The organism is Streptomyces sp. NPDC031365 (assembly GCF_055569765.1).
Genome location: NZ_JBVIIM010000001.1, coordinates 232716 through 255068, shown reverse-complemented (window position 1 = coordinate 255068; position 22353 = coordinate 232716). Strand labels below are relative to the sequence as shown.

Genomic DNA, 22353 nt, shown 5'->3' with positions numbered 1-22353 from the left:
CAGTACAGCTCTTGCTCCTACGCGTCGCCGGGCATCTCGGCCGTGAACTGCTGCCACGATACGGCGTGGTGCCAAGCAGCATCCCGCACCATGCAGCAGCGCACCACCTCTGCGGGCTCTGTGATCAGATCCACGTGCGTGAGCTGATCGTCGTCGTCAAACCGCAGGAGCGCGATGAGGCGGCTGTCGAACAGCCAGAAGTCCTCAGCGGGCAGACGGAGTCGATCGGCGTCAGCGCGCCACAGATTACGGATGTCCTCGCCCAAGACGCTGTTCCGCTTGGCGTTGTCCAGGAGGAACTTCTGACCGAGGGTGGCGGGCTGATCCACGATGCGCACCCGCTCGACGCGCTTGCCCAAGTTGGTTTGTTCGCGGATCGTCTTGCAGTACGGGTGGTCGAACGTCCAATTGACCTGTCCGACCTCTACGAACTGCCGGTAGGCGTCGGTTGCTTCGTCACTCGCGTACCGGCGCCGGGTCTCCAAGCGCCATGCGGTGTGCTCGAACTTGCCGAACAGACCGCTGAACTCATCCAGCTCGATCGTCCGCACTTCCTCGTCCGCCCTTTCGGGGCCCAGTCCACCAACAGATCCCGTGGCACCACCACAGCGACCTCCCCCTCCGACAGGCGCTGAAGCTGTGCGACATCCTCCGGATCGGTGAGCGGAGGGCCGTGCACGACGACCTCTCCGCTGTCCAAGTCCTCGTGCACAGACGGGCATCCGTCCTCGCCGCTCCCGGTCCCGTTGAACCGTAACCGCCGCGCCATGCACAGCCACCTCTTTCCACACTCATGGAGTTCCTCCCCTCAAGAGTGACGACCACACTGAGTGAATGTCCATGCATTCCGAGTGATCACCTGAGAATATCTGCGAATATTCTCAGTACGGCGCACCCTTCCCGTCCTACGTTCCTCGCTGAAAGCAACTGCCCAGCCACATCGGCGAATCGGGAAGGACCACCCATGCTCGACACGACCAATCTCTACGCACTCGACATCACCTCGGCCTCGTTCACGAAGGCCTGCGGCGGCAACACGCATCCGGACGGCGAGTCCTACGTGATCCTGGCCCGGATCGGCGAGGACGCCTGGGCCCTCGGTGACAGCAAGCGGCCGGACGTACCACCGTTGCGGTTCACCTCGGAGGAGCTGAGCGTGGCGGGGATCGACCCGACGCGGTTCGGTCTGACCATCTGAGCACCCCGTCCCCGGTAGGTCCCGGACCTACCGGGGCCTCGTGCTCACGGCCACGACACCGAACAGGACCGCCGGTGCATCACCACGGCTATCTGTGGACCGGTCCGAAGGACCGCTTCGACCAGGAGGCCCTGCGGCGGCCTCCCCACCCCGAACCGCCCCCGGCCGACAGCCGCCCCGAACTGATCAGGCGGTACCGCGAAGTTGCCGCCGAGTTCCCCACGTCGGACCTGCCACCGCTGGAGACGGCCTACTGGCTGGTCAAGCCGCGCGCTGTGGTGCGAGGCACCTGGCCGGACCCCTGGGAAGCGGCGGCATGGCTCAGGGAGCGGCTGGCCGAGTACGCGCCCCGAGTGGCCTCCGGCGCCCGGTGCGACCCGGACCACCTGACCGTCCTCGTCACATCCGCCGCCGGCCGGCTGGGCTCGGGCGCCGACGTCTCGCTGGGCTTCTACCTCGAACGTCCCTCGTACCTTTCCCTGGCCCTGGTCACCTGTTCCCCGAACCGTGCGGACCCGGAACTCCGCTGCCCCTTGGCATGAGGGCCGAGGGGGCGGCCGCCAGGTGGTCAGCCGACGTGGGCCGGCACCTCTGCTCGGACCGCTCTCCGGCCCTGCTCGAGACCGCTCTCCGGCGTCGTCCCGCCGGGCTCCGGTCGGCGGCCTGAGCCCCAGGGGCCCGGCGGCAGTGCGCCCGGAGACGTGGTCCGGTCTCGCGCGCAGCGCGCTTCTCGGGACGATGAAACTCCGGTCCCGCGGACCGGCGCCCGGTTCACTGACGGCGGCGGCGCCGGCGGCTCAGCCCGAAGAGGGCCGCGACGGCGACGGCCACCGCGACGGCACCCCCGACCCTGACGGTGTCCCCGCTCCCCTCACCAGCACTGCTCTTTCCGTCCTCCCCGCGGGTGCCCTTCCCGCCGTTGCCCCCACCGTCACCGCCGGGTGCCTCCCGGGACTCCACCGGACTCTCGGCCCCCTCGCTGCCGTACATGAGCCGGGAGCCGTCGGCCGAGTAGGTCACCGACTCCCCCTGCCCCTGGAGCGGCACGCTCAGCCGGCCCTCGCGCCGGAGCTTCCCGCCGTTCCAGGCGTAGTGGATGCCGCCGAAGTAGCCGCGCACGGCGAGGTCTTCGCCGTCCGGGGAGAGCGCGGCGTCGGTGGCCCACAGCTCGACGGGGGCGACCGGCCGGAAGACGTTGGTCCCGGACGCGGAGAGCTTCGCCGGCCCTTCGTACAGATGCCCGCCCTCTTCCTTCTTGTCGACGATGTAGACCCGCCCGGTCTTCGGGTGCACGACCAGCGACTCGGCGTCCCGGGCCCCGTCGGAGTACGTCACGACGTACTGCGTGGCCCGCACGGTCGCGTCCCTGAGCTCCTTCGGCTCGGGCAGCTCGTAGATCCAGACGTGCCTCCACGTGCCGCCGAGGTTGTCCCCGATGTCCCCGACGAAGAGCTTGTTGCCGGGTCCGACGGAGATGGCCTCGACGTCCCGGGGCGTGCCCACGCCGGTGAGGGTGAGCCGGGCGACGGTCTCCCCGCTCGCGCTGTCGACGGCGTAGAGGTGAGGGCCGTCGTCGCTGTCGTTGTGGGTCCAGTAGATACCGGGGTGCAGGCGGGAGGCGGCGAGCCCGCTGGACTCGGTGATGCGCGGGTCCTTGATGGCGAATCCCTCGTTGCCGTCACCGCCGTCGGCTGCGGAGGCGGGCACGGCGAGCGCGCCCGTGAGAAGGGTCGCGGCGAGCAGGGCGAAGGGTCGGCGCATGTGCCAAGAGTGCCATTACTCACCGGACTTCACGGCGGGTGTCCGGTCTCACATCGCGGCGGACGGGCCGATCCTCCATGATGAGCGTGTGCTCAGGTTCATGCCCGTAGGTGACTCGATGACGATCGGGAGCGCGGGTGAACACACCTGGCGCTACCGGCTGTGGCAGCACCTGTGCACGGCGTACGGCGGCCCCTTCACGCTGGTGGGCCCGCGCGAGACGCTCCACGACCCCTCGGCGGACGCCCCCACGTCGTACGCCTACGCCGACCCGGACTTCCCCCGCGCCCATCTGGCCGGCTGGGGCGAGGGCTGGCACCACATGACCCCGCTGATCGGCGAGGCCGTGCGCTCCTGCCGCGCGGACGTGCTGCTGGTCTCGCTGGGCCTGATCGACCTGGGTTTCTACACCAACGCCGAGCAGACGGCGGACAACGTCCGCGCGTTCGTCGCCGAGGCGAGGGCCGCCAGGCCGCGCGTCCGCATGGCCGTGATGCCGGTGGTCCGCAACATCCGGGTGGAGGCGGACACGTCCTTCGCCGACCAGGTCACCCGCTTCAACGAGCTCCTGGCGAAGACCGTCGCCGACCTCGACGAACCGGGCTCCTCCCTGCTGCTCGTCCCGCCGCCGGAGTCGTACGACTTCCACACGGACACCTACGACGGCACACACCCCAACGAGACCGGTGAGCACAAGATCGCGGGGGCGTTCGCGGAGGCGATGTGGCAGGAGTGGGACCTGGGCGGGCCGTACGGGGCGGCATAGCGGCTGAGGGCTTCCGGCATATGCACCCTTCTCCGTGTCCTGCTCACCGTGCGTATCGTTGTACCGCGCGGCCGCACTCGTCCGTGGGGCGGCCGGGGAGGAGCGCCACGATGACCGTCCTTGACGACAGGATCGCGATGGCCGAGAGCGACAACACGCGCCAACTCGACGAGATGTTCGATCGGCTCGAGAAGATGCCCGTCCCCGAGGGATACAAGGTCGAAATCGTCGGGGGGGCTGTCTACATGGCACCGCAGCGGGACATTCACTGGGAAACCATTCGCATGATCCTCTGGGCCCTGGAAGACCGATTCGGGCGGCAGGCCACACTGTTCTCGGATGTCCGCATCGACTTTCCCGGCCACCGGAACGGGTTCTGCCCGGACGTGGCGAAGATCAGGGACGGGGCACAGAAGGACGACAAGGGCAAGTGGCGCTACCAGGACGTGGAGTTCGTCGCCGAAGTCATCTCGAAAGACACGGCGCAGAACGACTATGACCCCAAGAAGACCGCGTACGCCCTCGCAGAGGTACCGGTTTATCTGATCGCCGATCCCTATGTCCGCAAGTGCCGCCTGTTCACCCACCCCAAGAACGGCACCTATGTGAGCGACACGTCCATCGACTACGGCGGGGAGGTCGACATGACGGCCACCCATGTGGGCCTCGTCCTCAAGACCGACGGCTTCCCTCGCGGCTGAGCCCTCTTGCATAGAGCGCACTCCAGGCCGTTGGCTTGACGACCATGAAGTACACGCAGCTCGGACGCACAGGTCTCAAGGTCAGCCGGCTCGTTCTCGGGACGATGAACTTCGGTCCGCAGACCGACGAGCCCGACTCCCACACCATCATGGACGCGGCGCTGGACGCCGGGATCAACTTCTTCGACACGGCCAATGTCTATGGTTGGGGCGAGAACAAGGGCCGCACCGAGAGCATCATCGGCAGCTGGTTCGCGAAGGGCGGCGACCGCCGGGACAAGGTGGTCCTCGCGACCAAGGTGTACGGGAACATGGGGGCCGACGGCGAGGCGTGGCCCAACCACGACAAGCTGTCCGCCGTGAACATCCGGCGCGCGGTCGACGCCTCGCTGAAGCGGCTGGGGACCGAGTACATCGACGTCTACCAGTTCCACCACATCGACCGGCAGACCCCGTTCGAGGAGATCTGGCAGGCGGTCGACGTCCTGATCCAGCAGGGCAAAATCCTCTACGTCGGCTCCTCGAACTTCCCCGGTTACAAGATCGCCCAGGCAAACGAGATCGCCGCCCGGCGCGGCGGCACCATCGGCCTGGTCAGCGAGCAGTGCCTGTACAACCTCGCCGAGCGCCGCGCCGAGATGGAGGTCGTCCCGGCCGCGCAGGAGTACGGGCTCGGGGTCATCCCCTGGTCACCGCTGCACGGCGGTCTGCTGGGCGGTGTGATCAAGAAGGAGGTCCAGGGCGGTCGCCGTGCCTCCGGGCGGGCCGCCGACACACTCGCCGATCCCACCGCGCGCAACCAGATCCAGGCGTACGAGGATCTGCTCGACAAGCACGGCATCGAGCCCGGCGAGGCCGCGCTGGCCTGGCTGCTCACCCGGCCCGGGGTGACCGGCCCGATCGTCGGCCCGCGCACCGCCGCGCAGCTCGCGTCCGCACTGCGGGCGGTCGAGCTGGAGCTGAGCGAGGAGCTGCTGACCTCGCTGGACGAGATCTTCCCGGGGCCCGGGCCGTCCCCCGAGGCCTTCGCCTGGTAGGCACGGGCACGCCGTGACGGCCGGCGGCGGCACTACTTGCCGAGCGCTGCCGCCAGCCCCACGACGACGAACATCAGCATGAGCGCACCGGCCATGATCCGGTTCCGGGTCTTCGGGTCCACGCCGTCGAGCCTAACCGGCCGCGCCCAGTGCCCGGCGGGCGACCGCCTCGTAGCGGGGCTGCTCGCCCGGTATGCCCGACCTCGGCAGGTTGCTCCGTACCAGCACCAGCTCGTCGACGGTCCAGGCGCGGCTGCGGAAGCCGTCCAGTTCCTCCAGGTACGGCCGTACGTCGACGCTCTCGCGGCTGCGGGCCACCGTCAGGTGGGCCTTGTACCGGCGGTGCTCGTCCATCGGCACACCCGCCTTCCGCGCGGCGGCCTCGGTCCGCTCGGACAGCAGCCGCATGGTGCGCAGATCCCCCTCCGCCCCGGCCCACAGCGCCCTGCCCCGCCCGAACTGCCCGCCGCCGCGCAGCGCCAGCCCGAACGGCTCGGTCCGCGCCGCGGCCCGCGCCAGCCGGGTCGTCAGCTCCGGTACGAGTTCGTCGTCGACCTCTCCGTAGAACGCGAGCGTGAAGTGCCATCCGGCCTGCCCGGTCCACCGCATCCCGTCGGCGCCGGGCAGCTTCCTGAGCCGCCCCACCTCGGCGGCGAGCTCGCGGACCACGTCCTCGGGGGGCAGCACGGCGGCGAAGAGTCTCATGGGGCCAGTCTCCCCTCCCTTCTGGGAACACACGTACGGCCACGCGTGTCCTGGTCGCCGTGCGTATCGTTGTACCGCGCGGCTGTACGCATCGAGCGGGCAGCCGGGGAGGAGCGCCACGATGACCGTCCTCGAAGACAGGATCGAGATGGCCGAGAGCGGCGACGAGCTCACGCTCGACATGATGTTCGAGTGGCTGGAGAAGATGCCCATCCCCGAGGGTTACAAGACCGAGATCGTCGGGGGGCACATCTTCATGGCACCGCAGCGGGACACCCACTTCCAGATCATCTTCGACGTGCTGGAGCAGTTGCGTGCCCAGTACCCGCGCAAGCGACTGGCCTCGGCCGTACGGATCGACTTCCCCGGACGGCTGAACGGCTTCGCCTGCGATGTCGCGGCGTTCGCCGATCGGTCGGTCAAGGACGGCCGGGGTCACTGGCGCTATCAGGATGTCGAGTTCATCGTCGAAGTCATCTCCAGGGACACCGCCGCCAATGACTACGGTCCGAAGAAGGACACGTACGCGAGCGCCGGCGTACCGCTGTACCTGATCGTCGACCCGTACACGGCCGAGTGGCATCTGCACACCCTGCCGAAGAACGGCACGTACCACAGCGACATCAGCTTCGGCTTCGGCGAGGAGATCGACCTGACCACGACGGCGGTCGGCCTCGTCCTCAAGACCGACGAGTTCCCCCGCGACTGAGCGCGACCGCGGCCGGGGAGGGCGTCACGCCACCGGGGCCAGGGCTTCCTGCCGCTCCCGCGGTACGAACCGCACGCGCGGATGACCGCCGTGCCAGCACACCGACAGCCGCAGGCCGCCGACCCTGGCCAGGATGAGGCCGATGACGGCCGCCGCGAGCATCGCGATCGCGCCGCCGACCGCGAAGCCGGCCCGGGCGCCGTAGGTGTCGGTGATCCAGCCGACGATGGGGGCGCCGACCGGGGAGCCGCCGAGGAAGACCATCATGTAGAGGGCCATGACGCGGCCGCGCATCGCCGGGTCGGTGGCCATCTGGAGGCTGGTGTTGGTGGTGACGTTGACCGTCATCGCGAACAGGCCCAGCGGAATCATCAGCAGGGCGAACATCCACAGTTCCGGCACCGCGGCGGCGACGATCTCCAGGGCGCCGAAGGCCAGCGCGGCGAGGACCAGCAGCCGCAGCCGGGCCGTACCGCGCCGGGCGGCGAGCAGCGCGCCGGACACGGAGCCGACCGCCACCAGGGTGTTGAACATGCTGTACGCGCCCGCGCCCCCCTCGAAGACGTCGTCGGCGAAGGCCGAGAGGTAGACGGGGAAGTTGAAGGCGAAGGTGCCGATGAATCCGACCAGGACGATGGGCCAGAGCAGCTCGGGCCGTCCGGTGACGTAGCGCACGCCCTCCCGCAGCTGTCCCTTGCCGCGCGGGGCACGCTCGACGGCGTGCAGCTCGCCGGCGCGCATCATCATCAGGCCGGCCAGCGGGGCGACGAAGGAGAGGCCGTTGAGGAGGAACGCCCAGCCGGTGCCGACGCCGGTGATCAGCAGACCCGCGACGGCGGGGCCGACCAGGCGGGCGGACTGGAAGTTGGCGGAGTTGAGGCTGACCGCGTTCTGCAACCGGCCGGGGCGGACGAGCTCGGAGACGAAGGCCTGGCGGGCGGGGTTGTCGACGACCGTGGCGAGGCCGAGGGCGAAGGCGGCGACGTAGATGTGCCAGACCTCGACCCGGCCGGTCAGGGTGAGGACGGCGAGCGCGATCGCCGTGAGGGCCATCGCGGACTGAGTGACGAAGAGCGTGGGCCGCTTGGGCAGCCGGTCGACGAGGACACCGCCGTACAGGCCGAACAGCAGCATCGGCAGGAACTGCAGCGCCGTGGTGATGCCGACGGCGGCCGAGGAGCCGGTGAGGGTGAGCACCAGCCAGTCCTGGGCGATGCGCTGCATCCAGGTGCCGATGTTGGAGACGACCTGGCCGAGGAAGAACAGGCGGTAGTTCCTGACCCTCAGCGAGGAGAACATCGAGTTCTTGCGGGCGGGGGTGCCGAGGGCGGCCTGGGTGTCGTGGGGGTCAGGTGCGGGGGCGGAAGCTGCTCCGGATCCCGTACTCAAAAGGGTTCGCCTCCTTGCTTCGGCCGCTGCCCGCGGCGCTGCTGTCCGGCTCAGATGTGTGCGAGTTTCTCCAGCACGGGGGCGGCGGCGCGCAGTTTCGCCCACTCGTCCTCGTCGAGTCCCGCCACCAGCGTCGCCAGGAACGCGTTCCGCCTGCGGCGGCTCTCCTCGAGCATCGCCTCGGCCTGTTCGGTCTGCGTGACGACCTTCTGGCGGCGGTCGTCGGGGTGCGGCTCCAGGCGGACGAGTCCCTTGGCCTCCAGCAGGGCCACGATGCGGGTCATCGACGGCGGCTGGACGTGTTCCTTGCGGGCGAGCTCGCCCGGGGTGGCATGGCCGCAGCGGGCCAGGGTGCCGAGCACCGACATCTCGGTGGGGCTGAGGGACTCGTCGACGCGCTGGTGCTTGAGCCGACGGGACAGCCGCATCACGGCGGAACGGAGGGAGTTCACGGCGGCTGCGTCGTCGCCATGGCTGAAGTCCGGCATGTTCCTTAGCGTAACTCATTACTCTCGCTAAAGACCAGCGGGCGGCGGGTCGGACGCCGTGACTCCTGCCACTCGGGTCACGCCGGATCACCCGTACGAGTGATCCGGCCGCGAAACGCGACGCACCGCACCCTGGTGTGCGGCAACGCTCATGCCCATGGGGACCGACGTGCTCAGTCTGCGCATGGACCACGAACTGCTCGAGCGACTCCGGGAGCATGCCGCCAGACGCGGCATGAGCGTCCAGGACTATGTCGTCCGGACGCTCATGCGCGATGACTTCGACCAGCGTTTCCGGGCCGCCGTCGAGGAGACGGAGAAGTTCTACGGGGTCACGTGAGCCCGTGGACGCGGGACCCCGGGCCGCGGGATCAGGTCAGGCCCAGCGCCGGCATCAGGTAGTAGAAGGCGAAGACCGCCGCCACCGCGTACATGGGCGCCGGGACCTCCCGGCCGCGGCCGGCCGCCAGGCGCAGCACCGCGAAGGTGATGAAGCCCATGCCGATGCCATTGGTGATCGAATAGGTGAACGGCATCATCACCATCGTCACGAAGGCCGGGATGGCGATCGTGTAGTCGGCCCAGTCGATCTCCCTGACCGAGCCCGCCAGGATCAGGAAGCCCACCGCCAGCAGCGCCGGGGTGGCCGCCTGGGACGGGACCATGGTGGCGACGGGCGTGAGGAACAGTGCCGCGGCGAACAGGCCGCCCGTGACGACGTTGGCGAAGCCGGTCCGCGCGCCCTCGCCGACGCCGGCGGTGGACTCCACGAACGCGGTGGTGGCCGAGGCGGAGCTGGCACCGCCCGCCGCGACCGCGACACCGTCGATGAACAGGACCTTGTTGATGCCGGGCATCTGGCCCTGCGCGTCGGTCAGCCTGGCCTCGTCCGAGATGCCCATGATCGTGCCCATCGCGTCGAAGAAGCACGACAGCAGCACGGTGAAGACGAACAGGATGCCGGTCAGCACCCCGACCTTTCCGAAGCCGCCGAACAGGCTGACCTCGCCGATCAGGCCGAAGTCGGGGGTGGCGACCGGGTTGCCGGGCCAGGTGGGCGTGGTGAGGCCCCAGGACGGGACCTCCGCGACGGCGTTGACGACCAGCGCGACGACCGTCATCGCGACGATCGAGATGAGGATCGCGCCGGGCACCTTGCGCACGATCAGCGCCAGCGTCAGCAGCGCGCCGAGGACGAAGACGAGGACGGGCCAGCCGTTGAGGTGACCACCGTCGCCGAGCTGGAGCGGGACGGTGGTCTGGGCGACATCCGGGATACGGGCGACGAAGCCGGAGTCGACCAGACCGATCAGCATGATGAACAGGCCGATACCGATGGCGATGGCCTTGCGCAGTCCGTAGGGGACGGCGTTCATCACGCGCTCGCGCAGGCCGGTGGCGACCAGGAGCATCACGATGAAGCCGGCCAACACCACCATGCCCATCGCGTCCGGCCACGACATGCGCGGCGCGAGCTGGAGCGCGACGACCGAGTTCACTCCCAGACCGGCGGCCAGCGCGATCGGGACGTTGCCGATGACGCCCATCAGGAGCGTGGTGAACGCCGCGGTCAGGGCGGTCGCGGTGACCAGCTGGCCGTTGTCGAGCTGATGGCCGTACACGTCCTTCGCGCTGCCCAGGATGATCGGGTTCAGCACGATGATGTACGCCATCGCGAAGAAGGTGGCGAAACCGCCGCGGACCTCACGGGACAGGGTGCTGCCGCGCTCGCTGATCCGGAAGTGGCGGTCGAGGGCGCCGGACGCGGCACCGGACCCCGGCTGCTCGGGGGTGGGGGCCTTGGCGGGGGCCGACGTGGACATGCGAGGACCTCATCACCGGCGGGCTTCCCCCAAAGCCCTTTGGTGTTTTCTACGAATGAAAGTGGTCAGAGACAAACGGATTCAGTATGAACATATAACGTCGTCCGCGCTATCTCCGCGCGTAGAACAGAGTGGCCGGATAGGCACCCGACGGGTACGTGACGCGGCGGCGCCCCTCACGCGCCCCGCCCGCAGACGGCCCTCGTAAGCTGTCCGCATGGCCGGGCTTTTTTCGGGATCCCCCAAGCACGAGGCGCCGGAGCCCCTGGAGGGCCCCGTGGTCGCCACCATCATCGGCGGCACGATCGTCTGGTTCGCCCTGTTCCTGGTGCAGCTGCCGTTCTACGGCTGGTTCGACGACCGCGGCCACACCTGGTGGCTGTGGACCTGTCTGGCCGGCGGCGGGCTCGGTTTCATCGGCATCTGGTACGTCCGAAGGCGCGACGCCGCGCTCAGGCGCATGGAGGCGGACGGGACGGAGAGGGACGGAGGGGCGGCCTGAGCGGGGCCGGCCCGCGGGCCCAACACCCTTCGTCACGACCGCCGTACGACCACGGTGCCACGGCGGTACGCGACGGTCCTCCCCACGTCGGATCTTCCGCCGTTCGGGTGGGTGCGGCACCGGGTCCGCACGTACCGTCGAAGGCATGACGCATCTCGATGCGGGCGCCCGGGCCGATGCCGTACCGCCCGCCACGGTCACCTCACCGGCGATCGGGCTGACCTCCGCGGAAGTGGCCGAACGGGTGGCGCGCGGCCGGATCAACGACGTGCCGGTGCGCAGCAGCCGCTCCCTGACCGAGATCGTCCGCGCGAACGTGTTCACCCGGTTCAACGCGATCATCGGCGTGCTCTGGGTGATCATGCTGATCGTCGCGCCGATCCAGGACAGCCTGTTCGGCTTCGTGATCCTCGCCAACACCGGCATCGGGATCGTCCAGGAGTGGCGGGCGAAGAAGACCCTGGACTCCCTCGCGCTGATCGGCGAGGTACGCCCCACCGTGCGCCGGGACGGGACGGCGGCGCGGATCGGCACGTCCGAGATCGTGCTGGACGACCTGATCGAGATCGGGCCGGGTGACAAGGTCGTCGTCGACGGGGTGTGCGCCGAGGCGGACGGCCTGGAGATCGACGAGTCGCTGCTCACCGGCGAGGCAGACCCCGTGGTGAAGCAGCCGGGGGACCAGGTCATGTCCGGCAGTTTCGTCGTCGCGGGCGGCGGCTCCTTCCAGGCGACCAGGGTGGGGCGCGAGGCCTACGCGGCGCAGCTCGCCGAGGAGGCGTCCCGCTTCACCCTCGTCCACTCCGAGCTGCGCTCCGGCATCTCCACGATCCTCAAGTACGTGACGTGGATGATGGTCCCGACCGCGATCGGCCTGGTCATCAGCCAGCTGGTGGTCAAGGACAACGAGCTGAAGAACTCCATCGCCCGCACGGTCGGCGGGATCGTGCCGATGGTCCCCGAGGGTCTGGTGCTGCTCACCTCCGTCGCCTTCGCGATCGGTGTGATCCGGCTGGGCCGCAAGCAGTGCCTGGTGCAGGAACTGCCCGCCATCGAAGGGCTGGCCCGGGTCGACACGGTCTGTCTGGACAAGACCGGCACGCTCACCGAGGGCGGCATGGACGTCACCGAGCTGCGGGTGCTGGATGACGGTGACGGGAGGTACCTGCGCAAGGTGCTGGGCGAGCTCGGCTCGGCGGATCCCCGTCCGAACGCCTCCCTCCAGGCGATCATCGACGCGTATCCGGACACCACACAGTGGCGCCTCACCGACACGCTGCCCTTCTCCTCCGCGCGGAAGTACAGCGGCGCGACGCTGGAGGAGCGGCCGGGCGAGGAGCCCGTCACCTGGCTGCTGGGGGCACCCGACGTGCTGCTGGACCCCGGAGACCCGGCACTGGCCGAGACCGGGCGGATGAACGAGCAGGGGCTGCGCGTGCTGCTGCTCGCCCGGGCCCGTCCCGGCGTGGACGTCGACGACCCCGCCGCCGCCCAGGGTGTGCGGCCGGCCGCGCTGGTGGTGCTGGAGCAGCGGCTGCGGCCCGACGCGGCCGACACCCTGCGCTACTTCGCCGAGCAGAACGTCCGCGCCAAGGTCATCTCCGGTGACAACGCGGTGTCGGTCGGCGCGGTCGCGTCGAAGCTGGGCCTGTCCGGTACGGCGGTGGACGCGCGCCGGCTGCCCGCCGACTCCGGCGGCATGGCGAAGGCGCTGGACGAGGGGACGGTGTTCGGCCGTGTCACCCCGCAGCAGAAGCGGAACATGGTGGGCGCGCTCCAGTCGAACGGCCACACCGTCGCGATGACCGGTGACGGCGTGAACGACGTGCTGGCGCTGAAGGACGCGGACATCGGCGTGGCGATGGGGTCCGGTTCGGAGGCCACGCGGGCGGTCGCGCAGATCGTGCTGCTGAACAACAGCTTCGCCACGCTGCCGTCGGTGGTGGCGGAGGGCCGCCGGGTGATCGGCAACATCACCCGGGTCGCGACGCTGTTCCTGGTGAAGACGGTGTACTCGGTGCTGCTGGCGGTGCTGGTGGTGCTCTCGCAGGTGGAGTACCCGTTCCTGCCGCGCCATCTGACCCTGCTGTCCACGCTCACCATCGGCGTCCCGGCGTTCTTCCTGGCCCTCGCCCCCAACAGGGAACAGGCCCGCCCGAACTTCGTGCGGCGCGTCATGCGGTACGCGATCCCGGGCGGGGTGCTGGCCGCGGCGGCGACCTTCGCGACGTATCTGATCGCGCGGGGGCACTACAGCGGCGAGGGGTCGCTGGAGGCGGAGACGAGCGCGGCGACGCTGACGCTGTTCCTGATCTCGATCTGGGTGCTGGCGATCATCGCCCGGCCCTACACGTGGTGGCGCATCGGTCTGGTGGCGGCGATGGGCGGGGCGTTCCTGCTGGTGCTGGTGGTGCCGTGGCTCCAGCACTTCTTCGCGCTGAAGCTGGTCGGCATGACCATGCCGTGGACGGCGGCCGGTATCGCGGTCCTGGCGGCGGGGGTGCTGGAACTGCTGTGGCGGTGGGTGGACCGCCGGCTCCCCGCGTAGTGGGAGCCGGGGCCCACCCGTGCCTCGTGTCGGCTACCTCACATCGACGAAGTCGGCGGTGGAGGTGACGGCCGGGGTGGTCGAGGTGCCCATGAAGGAGTAGCGGAAGTAGCCGTCGGCGGAGGCCGTGACGGTGGTCTTCAGCTCACCCTTGGAGTTGGTCCTGACGGTCTTGACGGTGCTGTAGCCGCTCCCGCCCTTCTTGTGGAACTGGAGCTTGACCGACTGACCGGTGTAGCCGGCGTACTTGAGGGTCTCCCAGTTGGCCCGGGAGAGCTTGCCCGTGACGGTGAGGGTCCTGCCCTTCCTCACCGGCTCGGGCGAGGCGTTGACCGTCAGCTGCGAGGCACGCTGGAATGCGAAGGAACCGGCCTTCTCCTTCCACACGAAGTCGTCGTCCTTGGCGTCGATCCACGCCTCGACGTACCAGGTACCGGCGTTGGCGTTGGTGAGGTAGTCGACCTTCGGATCCACCAGTACCGAGGCGGTGCAGGTGGAGGTGGTGGAGCTGGATGCCTTGCAACTGGGCTTGCCGGTCGTGAAGTACCCGTAGTCGGGCCCGTACAGCGTGAACTCCTCGGCGCCCTTGATGCCCGAGTTGTCCCTGGCCGTCACGCTGACCTTGATGGTCTTCGGGTGGGAGGTACCCACGGACACCTTGTTGTCCCCGTCGACCACGACCTTGGTGATCGTGGTGTCGCCCCATCCCGCGTCGGCCCGCGCGGCCGGAACGGCGAGAGCGGACAGGGCCAGGGCGCCGGAGACGGCGGCCACGGTGGCACGTATGCGCATGTGTTCCCCACGTGGAGAAGGGGGCCCCGGCTCTGGTTCGTTTCCTGCGGCTCGTCGTCGGCGCGGGGCCCGGGTGATCGTGGAGCCTGTTGACTCGACTGATCAGATACCTGGCGTATGTGCATGGTTGTTGGAGAATGTGACCAGGTGAGGGAGGTGGTGACCGGACAGCTGCGTGCCACCCCAGCGATGTGAGCGACCATGGAGTTCCCCGACCCACGTGATCGGAGACGACACACCTGATGAAGCCGCGCGGAGAGAAGACCGACAACTCGCAGTCCCAGTCACGGAGAAGCGAACTGGCGGCCCAATTGTCCGCGCCGGTGCGGGCCTTCATGGCGACGGAGGCGGGCAGCGCCGGCCTGCTCCTGATCGCCGTGGCGATTGCCCTCGTCTGGGCGAATTCTCCCTGGTCGGAAGCGTACACATCCCTTTGGCACACCGAGGCGTCCGTCACACTCGGCGACGCCCGGCTGGCGATGGACCTGAGCCACTGGGTCAACGACGGGCTGATGGCCCTGTTCTTCTTCGTCATCGGCCTCGAGGTGCGCTACGAGATCTCCGTCGGCTCGCTGCACGACCGCCGCCGGATCGTGATCCCGGGCCTCGCGGGGATCGGCGGCATGCTCGTACCCGTCCTGCTGTATCTGGCGATCGCACCCGGGGGCGAGGCCGCCAAAGCCTGGGGTGTCGTCATCGGCACCGACACGGCGTTCATGCTGGGCGCGCTGGCCGTGGTGGGCCCCCGGTTCGTCACGCAACTGCGGGTCTTCCTGCTCGCCATCACCGTCATCGACGACATCGTGGCCGTCACCGTGATCGGCGTGGTCTACTCCGGCAGCATCAACGTGCCCGATCTGATCGCCGCGCTCGTCCTCGGCGTGGTCCTGTCCGCCCTGACCCGCTTCGGCGTCTGGCGGGCGGCCCCGTACGTGCTGATCGTCCTCGTGATGTGGCTCGCCACCCTCAACGCCGGGCTCCACGCCTCCATCGCCGGCATGCTCGGCGGTCTCCTCATCCCCGCCCGGAAGCCCTCCCGCGAGGGGGTGGAGCAGGCCGCGCGGCTCTTCCGCGCGTTCCGCCAGTCGCCCCGCGCGGACGTCGGCAAGACGGCACGCAGGGGACTCCAGCAGGCCGTCTCCGTCAACGAGCGGCTCCAGACGATCCTCCACCCCTGGTCCAGCTACCTGATCGTGCCGGTGTTCGCCCTGGCCAATGCCGGTGTCGACCTGCGCGACGGCGTCCTGACCAACGCGCTGGGCTCCTCACTCACCTGGGCCGTGGTCGTGGGTCTCGTCGCCGGAAAGCTCCTCGGCATTTGGGGCGGCGCCGCCTTCGGCACCCGGTTCGGCCTCGGCAGGCTCCCGACCGGGGTGGCGCCGGGCCACGTCCTGGGCGGCGGCGCGCTGTCCGGGCTCGGGTTCACGGTCTCCCTGCTGATCGTCGGGCTCGCCTTCGAGGACCCGGTCCCCCGTGCGCAGGCGACCGTCGGTGTCCTGCTCGCGGCCGTGTTCGCCACCGCCGCCGGCTGGGTGGCGTTCCGGCTGGCCGCCGTGCTGAAGGGCCAGACGGACGCGGATCTGCCCCGCTATCTGGACCGCCCGGTCGACCCGGAGACGGACCACATCCTCGGTCCCGTGGACGCGCCCCTGACCCTGGTGGAGTACGGCGACTTCGAGTGCCCCTTCTGCGCCCGCGCCACCGGCGTCACCAAGGAACTGCGGCAGCGTTTCGGCGACCGGTTCCGCTATGTGTTCCGGCACCTGCCGCTGCCCGACGTGCACCCGCACGCCGAACTCGCCGCGCGGGCGGCCGTCGCCGCCGACAGTCAGGGGCGCTTCTGGGAGATGCACGACCTGCTCTATGCGCACCAGGATGAACTCGAGTACGAGGACACCGCGGGCTACGCCGCCGAGCTCGGCCTCGACGTCGAGAAGTTCCTCCGTGATCTCGACAACGACGCGACCGCCGACCGGGTCCGCGCGGACGCCGCCAGCGCCGAGGCCAGCGGTGTGCGCGGCGCCCCGACGTTCTTCATCGGCAACCGCAGGCACACCGGCCCCTACGACGCGGAGACCCTGGCCGGGGAGCTGGAGGCGTACGTCGAGGAGCCGTCCGGGGCGACGCGGATGCCGGCGGACTGACCCGTGCCTCGGGCTGTCCGAGGGCCCCGGGGGCCCGCGCCGGGCGGGGGGTGTCTGCGCAGCCCGGCGCTTGCGGGGTGCCGTCGCGCCCACCCGTGCCGCCCTGCGGCACGACTGCCCGCGGAGAACGGAAGCCGGGGACCCGGCCACCCGCAGAGAACGGAAGCCGAGGACCCGGCCACCCGCGGAGAACGGAAGCCGGGGACCCGGCCACCCCACCCCGCGGCCCGACCGCGCGGGGAACGGAGGGGCCGCGCGCGGGAGAGCGGGGTGGGGCGAGGACCCGGCCGTCCAGCGGGGCGGGTGGTCAGTCGAACCAGCGGTCCCGTGCCAGTTCCTCCGTACGTGACGGGTCCTCCAGCAGGGCCGCGACCTCGAAGCGGCGGGGCCACTGCCGCGCCGCCCAGGCGAGCCCGGCGGCCACGCCCTCCAGTGTGGCCGCGTGCAGCACGCCGTCGTCCGTCAGCCGCCAGTCGATCTCCACACCGTCGACGACCAGTTCCTCGTGCTCCACGTACGACGTCGGCGTCCCCGCCCCGAGCAGCACCCGCACCGGCTCCGGTACGTCGTGCCCGTCCCCCTCGGAGCCGACCTCCCCGGTGACGGACTCGCTCAGCCGCCGCACCTGGAACAGCTCCGCCAGTTCGGCGGCCCGCGCCGGCCGGACCGGCAGCAGCGGAACGCCCGACGTGAACGGCAGCAGATCGGGTGAGTCGACGACCACGGCGTCCGCGGCGTCCACCACCTCGACCCGCCCGTCGACCACGGCCCGCAGATCGTCCGGCAGGGTCACCTGCTCGGGGTCCAGCTCGGCCAGCGCCCCGTACAGGGCGTGCAGCTGGGCGGCGGTGACCGGCCGGTCGGGGTCGGCGAGGCGGTCGAGCAGCTCGGCCGCGCCGCCGGGCTCGTCCAGGAGGGCGGCCACCGAGGTCCGTACACCCAGCGCGCGCAGCACCTGCTCGTCCTCGAAGCCGGTCGCGTCGGCCTCCTCGTACAGGCCCCGCAGCAGCGGATCGCTCCCGGCCGCGCGCAGTCCGGCCGGGCGGCGACCGCCGATCACCGGGTGCCCGCGCAGCCACCAGGCGGTGTAGGGCCGTACGGTCTCGTGGGTGCCGTCGTGCAGCAGGATGCGCACCGGCTGGACGAGGGCGTCCCGCAGCGGGGGCCGGGACAGCAGGGCGAGGGCCTCCGGCCACCGGTCGTCGTCCACGAGGTCGAGGTCGCGCACGGCGACGATCTCCGTGGCGACCGGCGGGACGGGACTGTCCGGGAAGCGGTCGAGGACGTCCTCGCTCCACACGTCCACGGCGTCCAGTAGCCCGGCATCGTCGGGTTCGGCGAAGTCCCCTTCCCTCGGCTCCAGTTCGTCGGGGTCGAGGACGACGTCGGTGGCGCGGACGAGAGCGAAGTCCACCAGCACCCCGCACGCGGCGAGCGGCTGTTGGCCCCACTTCCCGGCCAGTTCGCCGTCCACGGCGGCGAGTTCGCCTTCCCGCATGACCTGGGCGAAGGGGCCGCCGGGGAAGACGAGCTCGCAGGCCGGGGAGAGTTCGCCGTCCTCGTCGGGGAGGGCGAGGGCGCCCAGCCACGGCTCGTCACCGGGTTCGAGTGCGGCGTCGCGCACGAGCCCCAGCACGGTGTCGGCGAGTTCCTCGGCGTCCGGGGCGTCCTCCTCCCAGTTCACCCCGCCCTCGTCGTCCAGCGAGGCGGCGACGGCGGCCCGTACCTGCGGGGTGGTGAGAACGGCGCGCGGGGTGGCGGGGAGGGCGCCGAGCTTCTCCAGCAGGGGGTGCGCGGCGTCCGGGTGGGCGACCTTGAGACCGAGCCGGGCGAGGAGCTCGGCGTCGAGGGCCGCCGAGTCGGGCGTGGGCAGCAGCACCTGCCGGGGCCCGATCGTGGTCCGCCCGTCGGCGAGCGGCACCGGCAGCCCGGACAGCCGGTCCGGGTCGACCCCGGCGAGGCTGTCGTACAGCCGCCGCCACCAGCCGGGGGACTTCTCCAGACCGGCCAGCCGGTCGATCACGTCGGTGAGCGGCAGACGGGCGACTCCGAGCGTGCGCAGCTCGACGCGGCGTTCGAGACCGGCGGGCAGGAGCGTGGGGAGCACTTCCGCCAGGACACGTACGGTGTCGGCCCCCGCGCCCTCCACGACCTCGGCGTCCCGGGGCCGCAGCGACTCGGGCAGATCGGAGTCGGAGTCGCCGTCCTGCTCCCGCGGCGCGAGCGCCGGTGGCAGGAAGGACGTGCGCGGCAGCCGTTCGAGGATCGCCTGGCGCAGGGCGCCGTCCAGCTCGCCCTTGCCGAGCTGGCCGGGCACGAGGTCGATGATCCCGGCGGTCACCGGGCGCCAGTCGGCGAGCAGCCCGGCGTAGGCGTCGGCAGCGCGCTGCACGAGGAAGTCGGTGAGCGGACCGGGGGCGGCATGCCGGCGGGTGGAGTCCAGCGGCAGGGAGGCGATGAGCAGGGCCGGTACGCCGAGGGGCTCGTCGCTCGGGGTGGGCGCGTGCACGACGGCGCTGGTCCGGGGCCGGGCGGGACGTCCATCGGCGTCCACGGGCACGGCCCAGGTGACCGACCAGTACGGCCGCAGCCGCTCCTCGACCGGCCGGTCGGCGAGCAGGTCGGGGGTGAGCGGCCCCTGCGCGACGGCCGTACGCCACCGGGTCGTCCCCTCACGCGAGTCCTCGACGACGGTGAGCCCTCCGTCCGCGCGCCGCCGCACCGTACGGGGCTCCGCGTCCCCGATCTCGACGACGACGTCCTCCAGACCGGGCAGCGCCAGCAGCAGAGCGTCGTCAACGGCGTGGAGCAGCCGCTCGGCGAGATCGGCGGCGGCCGCGTCCCGCAGCGGGAGGATGACAGCCGTGTCGTACGGGTCGGGCGCGGTCCCCTCTGCCGCGAACGGGAGCCGCAGCAGCGGCACATGACCATCCCGCCGGCGGATCTCGTCCGCCAGCCCGGCACTCTGCCCGGCGGTGTCGCCCGCGAGGCCGCGTGCCTCGGCGAGCGACCACCTGACCCCGCCGTGCCGCCCGACGACGGCGGGCTCGTCGGTCACGGCGAGCACGGCGGCGAACCCGACACCGAACCGCCCCACGGCCCGGTCCGGCGCGTCCCGCTTCGCGGAGGCCCGCAGGGTGGACAGCGACTCGACCCCCGCCTCGTCGAGCGGGGCCCCGGTGTTGGCGGCGACGAGGACTCCGTCCCGCAGGGTGAGCCGGAGCCGTCCCGGTACGCCGGCCCGGGCGGCGGCATCGGCGGCGTTCTGCGCGAGCTCCACGACGAGACGGTCCCGGTACCCGCCGAGGACGAGGTCCTCCTCGGCGTTGGCGTCCTCACGGAAGCGGGCGGGGCTGGTGGCCCAGGCGTCCAGGACACCGCGCCGCAGCCGCGCCGTCCCGAACGGATCGGCACCCTCGGCGGCGGGCCGCACGTACTTGCTCACGTTGACTCTCCTCATCGGCCGCCCTGATCGGCGTGAGGACGAAGGTACCGTTCCCCGGCACCCCGGCGAGGAGCACGTGAGCCGCGAGGCCTCGGGCCACGCGGTCCCCGAAGCGGAACTCGGCACTGGTGCGCGGGCCGACGCGGGCCCGGCCCCCAGAGCCGTGGCCAGCCACTCGATCAGCTCCGGCGTGGGCTCGACACCACTCTCCTCCATGGCCTCGACGGCCTCCTCGGCACGTGCCGCACGCCGGGCCAGTTCCGCGGTGGACCAGCCGAGCGCGGAGCGCCGGTCGTGGACAACCTGCGCGAAGTCCAGCGGATCCGGTGGACGCGGATGTGACGATCAACCACGGGATTCTGGCGAACCACCCGCGAAATTGGCTAGGTTGCCACTAGATCACCAGGCATCCATGGGGGCGGCGGCGTGAGCAGCGACAGTACGGCTTTCCACACGGCGTACGACGACGTCCTGCGGCACTGGCCCGTCGAGGTGACCGGCACCGACGTAGCGACCCCGTACGGCAGCACCCGGGTCAACGTCTGCGGCCCCGAGGACGGCACCCCGCTCGTCCTCCTGCCGGGCGGCGGGACGACCTCGGTGGTCTGGTACGGCAACGTCGGGCCGCTCGCCGCCACCCACCGGGTGTACGCCGTCGACCTGATCGGCGACTTCGGCCGCAGCGTGCACGACGGGGCTCCCCTGCGCGGCGCCGGTGACCTGTCGGCCTGGCTCGACGCGCTCTTCGACGGGCTGGGCCTGGACCGGGCGCACCTGTGCGGTCACTCCTACGGCGCCTGGATCGCCCTGAACCACGCCCTGCGCGCGCCCCACCGGATCGACCGGCTCGCGCTGCTCGACCCGGTCCAGTGCTTCGCCCGCATGAGCCCGCGCTATCTCCTGCGCGCGGTGCTGACCTCACTGAAGCCCGCCGCCGAGCGACCCCGGGCCTTCCACCGGTGGGAGACGGGCCGCGACCCGGAGGATTCCGTGTGGCGGGCGTTCCTGGACAGCACGGCCGTGGCGAAGCGGTCGAAGGTCGTCACCATGCCCCGCCCCGGCAAGGACGCCCTGCGGGCCTGCGCCGTGCCGACCCTGGTCTGCCTGGCGGAGCACAGCCGCGCCCATGACACGCCCCGCGTGGCGGCCGCCGCGCACCACCTCATGCCCGGCGCGCAGGTCGTCACCCTCCCGGACACCTCCCACCACTCGCTCCCCACCGAGCGGCCGGCCGACCTGAACCGCCTCCTGGCGGACTTCTTCACCTGACCGGGCCGGGAAACGGCATCAGTCCCGGAGACGCAGACCACATTCGGACCGGCGCTCCGGTGACATGCTGCACAGGCGAAAACCCCCCTACTACCGGACATAGTGGAGAAACAGCCCACCCCAAATCGGACATTTAGTGCGCAGCTCTGATCGATCAGCCTGAAATGGCGGGTTTCGCCCCACGCGGGACCCTCCGTCAAGAGACCTGGATCTCACGCCCGAACTACGGCCTTTCGTCGTAGGTCACACCTTTGCGGCTTTTGGCCGGGGGCGGTTACCAAGGAACAGCCAGCGCGGCACGGACCCGTTCCGCCGGATGGCATCCCCCGCCCCCTCCCCCATGAGGTTTTCGATGTTCGAGCGCGTCACGTCCCGTTTCCCCCGTACGTCCGACACCCGCACCCGTGCGGCCGTCCTGGCCGCCGGCCTGGGCGCCTCGGCCGTCCTGGGAGCCGGGGTCGCGGTCGCCGCCGCCGAGAACACGGCCGTGTCCAGCAGCGCCACCGCCGTCCAGGCGCAGGCCGCCGCTCAGGCCGAGGCCGCGAAGACGCAGGCTGTCACCGCCAAGAAGGCCGCCAAGCCCGCCAAGCCCGCCGTCAAGAAGCAGCCGTCCTGGGTCTCCCCGGTGAAGAGCTACAAGCTGTCGGCGAGCTATGCGGCGAACGGCGGCATGTGGGCCTCCAAGCACTCCGGCCAGGACTACGCCGTCCCGACCGGCACCCCCGTCGTCGCCGTCCACGGCGGCACCGTCGTCAAGGCCGGCGGCAACGGCGCCGGCGACGGCCCCGCCTACGGCAACGCCGTCGTCATCAAGCACAGCAACGGCACGTACTCCCAGTACGCCCACCTGTCCTCGGTGAACGTGAACGCCGGCCAGGTCGTCAAGACCGGCCAGAAGATCGCCCTGTCCGGCAACACCGGCAACTCCAGCGGCCCCCACCTGCACTTCGAGATCCGCACCACCCCGAACTACGGCACCGCCGTCAACCCGGCAGCCTTCCTGCGCTCCAACGGTGTCAGCCTCTGACCCAGAGCCCGGTCACACAGCAACACCCGAGCGACCCCGAGGAACGGCC

At 70.7% G+C, this 22353-nt stretch carries 19 protein-coding genes and 1 pseudogene; 12 read left to right on the top strand and 8 right to left on the bottom strand.

Annotation, left to right across the window (positions count from 1 at the left end):
* Positions 1-17: 17 nt before the first annotated feature.
* Positions 18-769 (bottom strand): annotated as a pseudogene (locus tag ACZ5C2_RS01205) (DUF6879 family protein).
* Positions 770-964: 195 nt separating this feature from the next.
* Between ACZ5C2_RS01205 and ACZ5C2_RS01200 the strand changes: the two are divergent.
* Together ACZ5C2_RS01200 and ACZ5C2_RS01195 are read left to right on the top strand one after the other, a co-directional pair.
* Positions 965-1198: a DUF397 domain-containing protein gene (locus ACZ5C2_RS01200; protein WP_468785227.1), complete on the top strand. Its 234-nt coding sequence runs from the start codon at positions 965-967 to the stop codon at positions 1196-1198.
* A gap of 74 nt (positions 1199-1272) precedes the next feature.
* Positions 1273-1740: a hypothetical protein gene (locus tag ACZ5C2_RS01195; RefSeq protein ID WP_468785225.1), complete on the top strand. Its 468-nt coding sequence runs from the start codon at positions 1273-1275 to the stop codon at positions 1738-1740.
* A gap of 229 nt (positions 1741-1969) precedes the next feature.
* On the opposite strand, the gene ACZ5C2_RS01190 is transcribed toward ACZ5C2_RS01195, so the two are convergent.
* Positions 1970-2959 (bottom strand): WD40 repeat domain-containing protein, encoded by a 990-nt coding sequence (locus ACZ5C2_RS01190; RefSeq protein WP_468785223.1) that lies wholly within the window; start codon positions 2957-2959, stop codon positions 1970-1972.
* Positions 2960-3047: 88 nt separating this feature from the next.
* On the opposite strand from ACZ5C2_RS01190, the gene ACZ5C2_RS01185 reads away from it, so the two are divergent.
* The 3 genes from ACZ5C2_RS01185 (at position 3048) to ACZ5C2_RS01175 (ending at position 5463) form a co-directional block, all read left to right on the top strand.
* Entirely contained in the window at positions 3048-3725 is a 678-nt protein-coding gene (locus tag ACZ5C2_RS01185) for an SGNH/GDSL hydrolase family protein (protein ID WP_468785221.1), read from the top strand.
* A 110-nt stretch (positions 3726-3835) separates the two neighbouring features.
* Entirely contained in the window at positions 3836-4426 is a 591-nt protein-coding gene (locus tag ACZ5C2_RS01180) for a Uma2 family endonuclease (RefSeq protein WP_468785220.1), read from the top strand.
* Positions 4427-4470: 44 nt separating this feature from the next.
* Positions 4471-5463, top strand: a complete 993-nt coding sequence (locus ACZ5C2_RS01175) for an aldo/keto reductase (RefSeq protein WP_468785218.1) — start codon at positions 4471-4473, stop codon at positions 5461-5463.
* 132 nt (positions 5464-5595) lie between these two features.
* Here the strand turns inward: ACZ5C2_RS01175 and thpR are convergent, their stop codons facing one another.
* A complete protein-coding gene (thpR, locus tag ACZ5C2_RS01170) occupies positions 5596-6168 on the bottom strand; it encodes an RNA 2',3'-cyclic phosphodiesterase (RefSeq protein ID WP_468785216.1) in 573 nt (190 codons plus the stop codon).
* A 121-nt stretch (positions 6169-6289) separates the two neighbouring features.
* Between thpR and ACZ5C2_RS01165 the strand changes: the two genes are divergently transcribed.
* On the top strand, positions 6290-6877 hold the full coding sequence (locus tag ACZ5C2_RS01165) for a Uma2 family endonuclease (protein ID WP_468785214.1): 588 nt from the start codon (positions 6290-6292) through the stop codon (positions 6875-6877).
* Positions 6878-6901: 24 nt separating this feature from the next.
* Here the strand turns inward: ACZ5C2_RS01165 and ACZ5C2_RS01160 are convergent, their stop codons facing one another.
* Both ACZ5C2_RS01160 and ACZ5C2_RS01155 read right to left on the bottom strand, forming a co-directional pair.
* Positions 6902-8266: an MFS transporter gene (locus tag ACZ5C2_RS01160; RefSeq protein WP_468785212.1), complete on the bottom strand. Its 1365-nt coding sequence runs from the start codon at positions 8264-8266 to the stop codon at positions 6902-6904.
* A 50-nt stretch (positions 8267-8316) separates the two neighbouring features.
* Positions 8317-8754 (bottom strand): MarR family winged helix-turn-helix transcriptional regulator, encoded by a 438-nt coding sequence (locus tag ACZ5C2_RS01155; RefSeq protein ID WP_468785210.1) that lies wholly within the window; start codon positions 8752-8754, stop codon positions 8317-8319.
* A gap of 157 nt (positions 8755-8911) precedes the next feature.
* Here ACZ5C2_RS01155 and ACZ5C2_RS01150 point away from each other — a divergent pair, with 157 nt between their 5' ends.
* Complete coding sequence (locus tag ACZ5C2_RS01150) at positions 8912-9094, top strand: ribbon-helix-helix protein, CopG family (protein ID WP_468785208.1); 183 nt, start codon at positions 8912-8914, stop codon at positions 9092-9094.
* A gap of 31 nt (positions 9095-9125) precedes the next feature.
* Here ACZ5C2_RS01150 and ACZ5C2_RS01145 read toward each other — a convergent pair whose 3' ends face one another.
* A complete protein-coding gene (locus ACZ5C2_RS01145) occupies positions 9126-10577 on the bottom strand; it encodes an NCS2 family permease (protein ID WP_468785206.1) in 1452 nt (483 codons plus the stop codon).
* A gap of 217 nt (positions 10578-10794) precedes the next feature.
* On the opposite strand from ACZ5C2_RS01145, the gene ACZ5C2_RS01140 reads away from it, so the two are divergent.
* Both ACZ5C2_RS01140 and ACZ5C2_RS01135 read left to right on the top strand, forming a co-directional pair.
* Positions 10795-11079 (top strand): DUF2530 domain-containing protein, encoded by a 285-nt coding sequence (locus ACZ5C2_RS01140; protein ID WP_468785204.1) that lies wholly within the window; start codon positions 10795-10797, stop codon positions 11077-11079.
* A 145-nt stretch (positions 11080-11224) separates the two neighbouring features.
* Entirely contained in the window at positions 11225-13627 is a 2403-nt protein-coding gene (locus ACZ5C2_RS01135) for a cation-translocating P-type ATPase (protein ID WP_468785202.1), read from the top strand.
* Positions 13628-13660: 33 nt separating this feature from the next.
* Here the strand turns inward: ACZ5C2_RS01135 and ACZ5C2_RS01130 are convergent, their stop codons facing one another.
* Complete coding sequence (locus ACZ5C2_RS01130; protein WP_468785200.1) at positions 13661-14419, bottom strand: calcium-binding protein; 759 nt, start codon at positions 14417-14419, stop codon at positions 13661-13663.
* A gap of 242 nt (positions 14420-14661) precedes the next feature.
* On the opposite strand from ACZ5C2_RS01130, the gene nhaA reads away from it, so the two are divergent.
* On the top strand, positions 14662-16563 hold the full coding sequence (nhaA, locus tag ACZ5C2_RS01125; protein WP_468785198.1) for a Na+/H+ antiporter NhaA: 1902 nt from the start codon (positions 14662-14664) through the stop codon (positions 16561-16563).
* A gap of 307 nt (positions 16564-16870) precedes the next feature.
* Here nhaA and ACZ5C2_RS01120 read toward each other — a convergent pair whose 3' ends face one another.
* The gene (locus tag ACZ5C2_RS01120) at positions 16871-20008 is read right to left on the bottom strand and encodes a sacsin N-terminal ATP-binding-like domain-containing protein (protein ID WP_468785196.1); all 3138 of its coding nucleotides are present in this window, start codon (positions 20006-20008) and stop codon (positions 16871-16873) included.
* A 426-nt stretch (positions 20009-20434) separates the two neighbouring features.
* Between ACZ5C2_RS01120 and ACZ5C2_RS01115 the strand changes: the two genes are divergently transcribed.
* Together ACZ5C2_RS01115 and ACZ5C2_RS01110 are read left to right on the top strand one after the other, a co-directional pair.
* Positions 20435-21277 (top strand): alpha/beta fold hydrolase, encoded by an 843-nt coding sequence (locus ACZ5C2_RS01115; protein ID WP_468785194.1) that lies wholly within the window; start codon positions 20435-20437, stop codon positions 21275-21277.
* 352 nt (positions 21278-21629) lie between these two features.
* Positions 21630-22304, top strand: coding sequence for a M23 family metallopeptidase (locus ACZ5C2_RS01110; protein WP_468785192.1), 675 nt, complete (start codon positions 21630-21632; stop codon positions 22302-22304).
* Positions 22305-22353 lie beyond the last annotated feature (49 nt).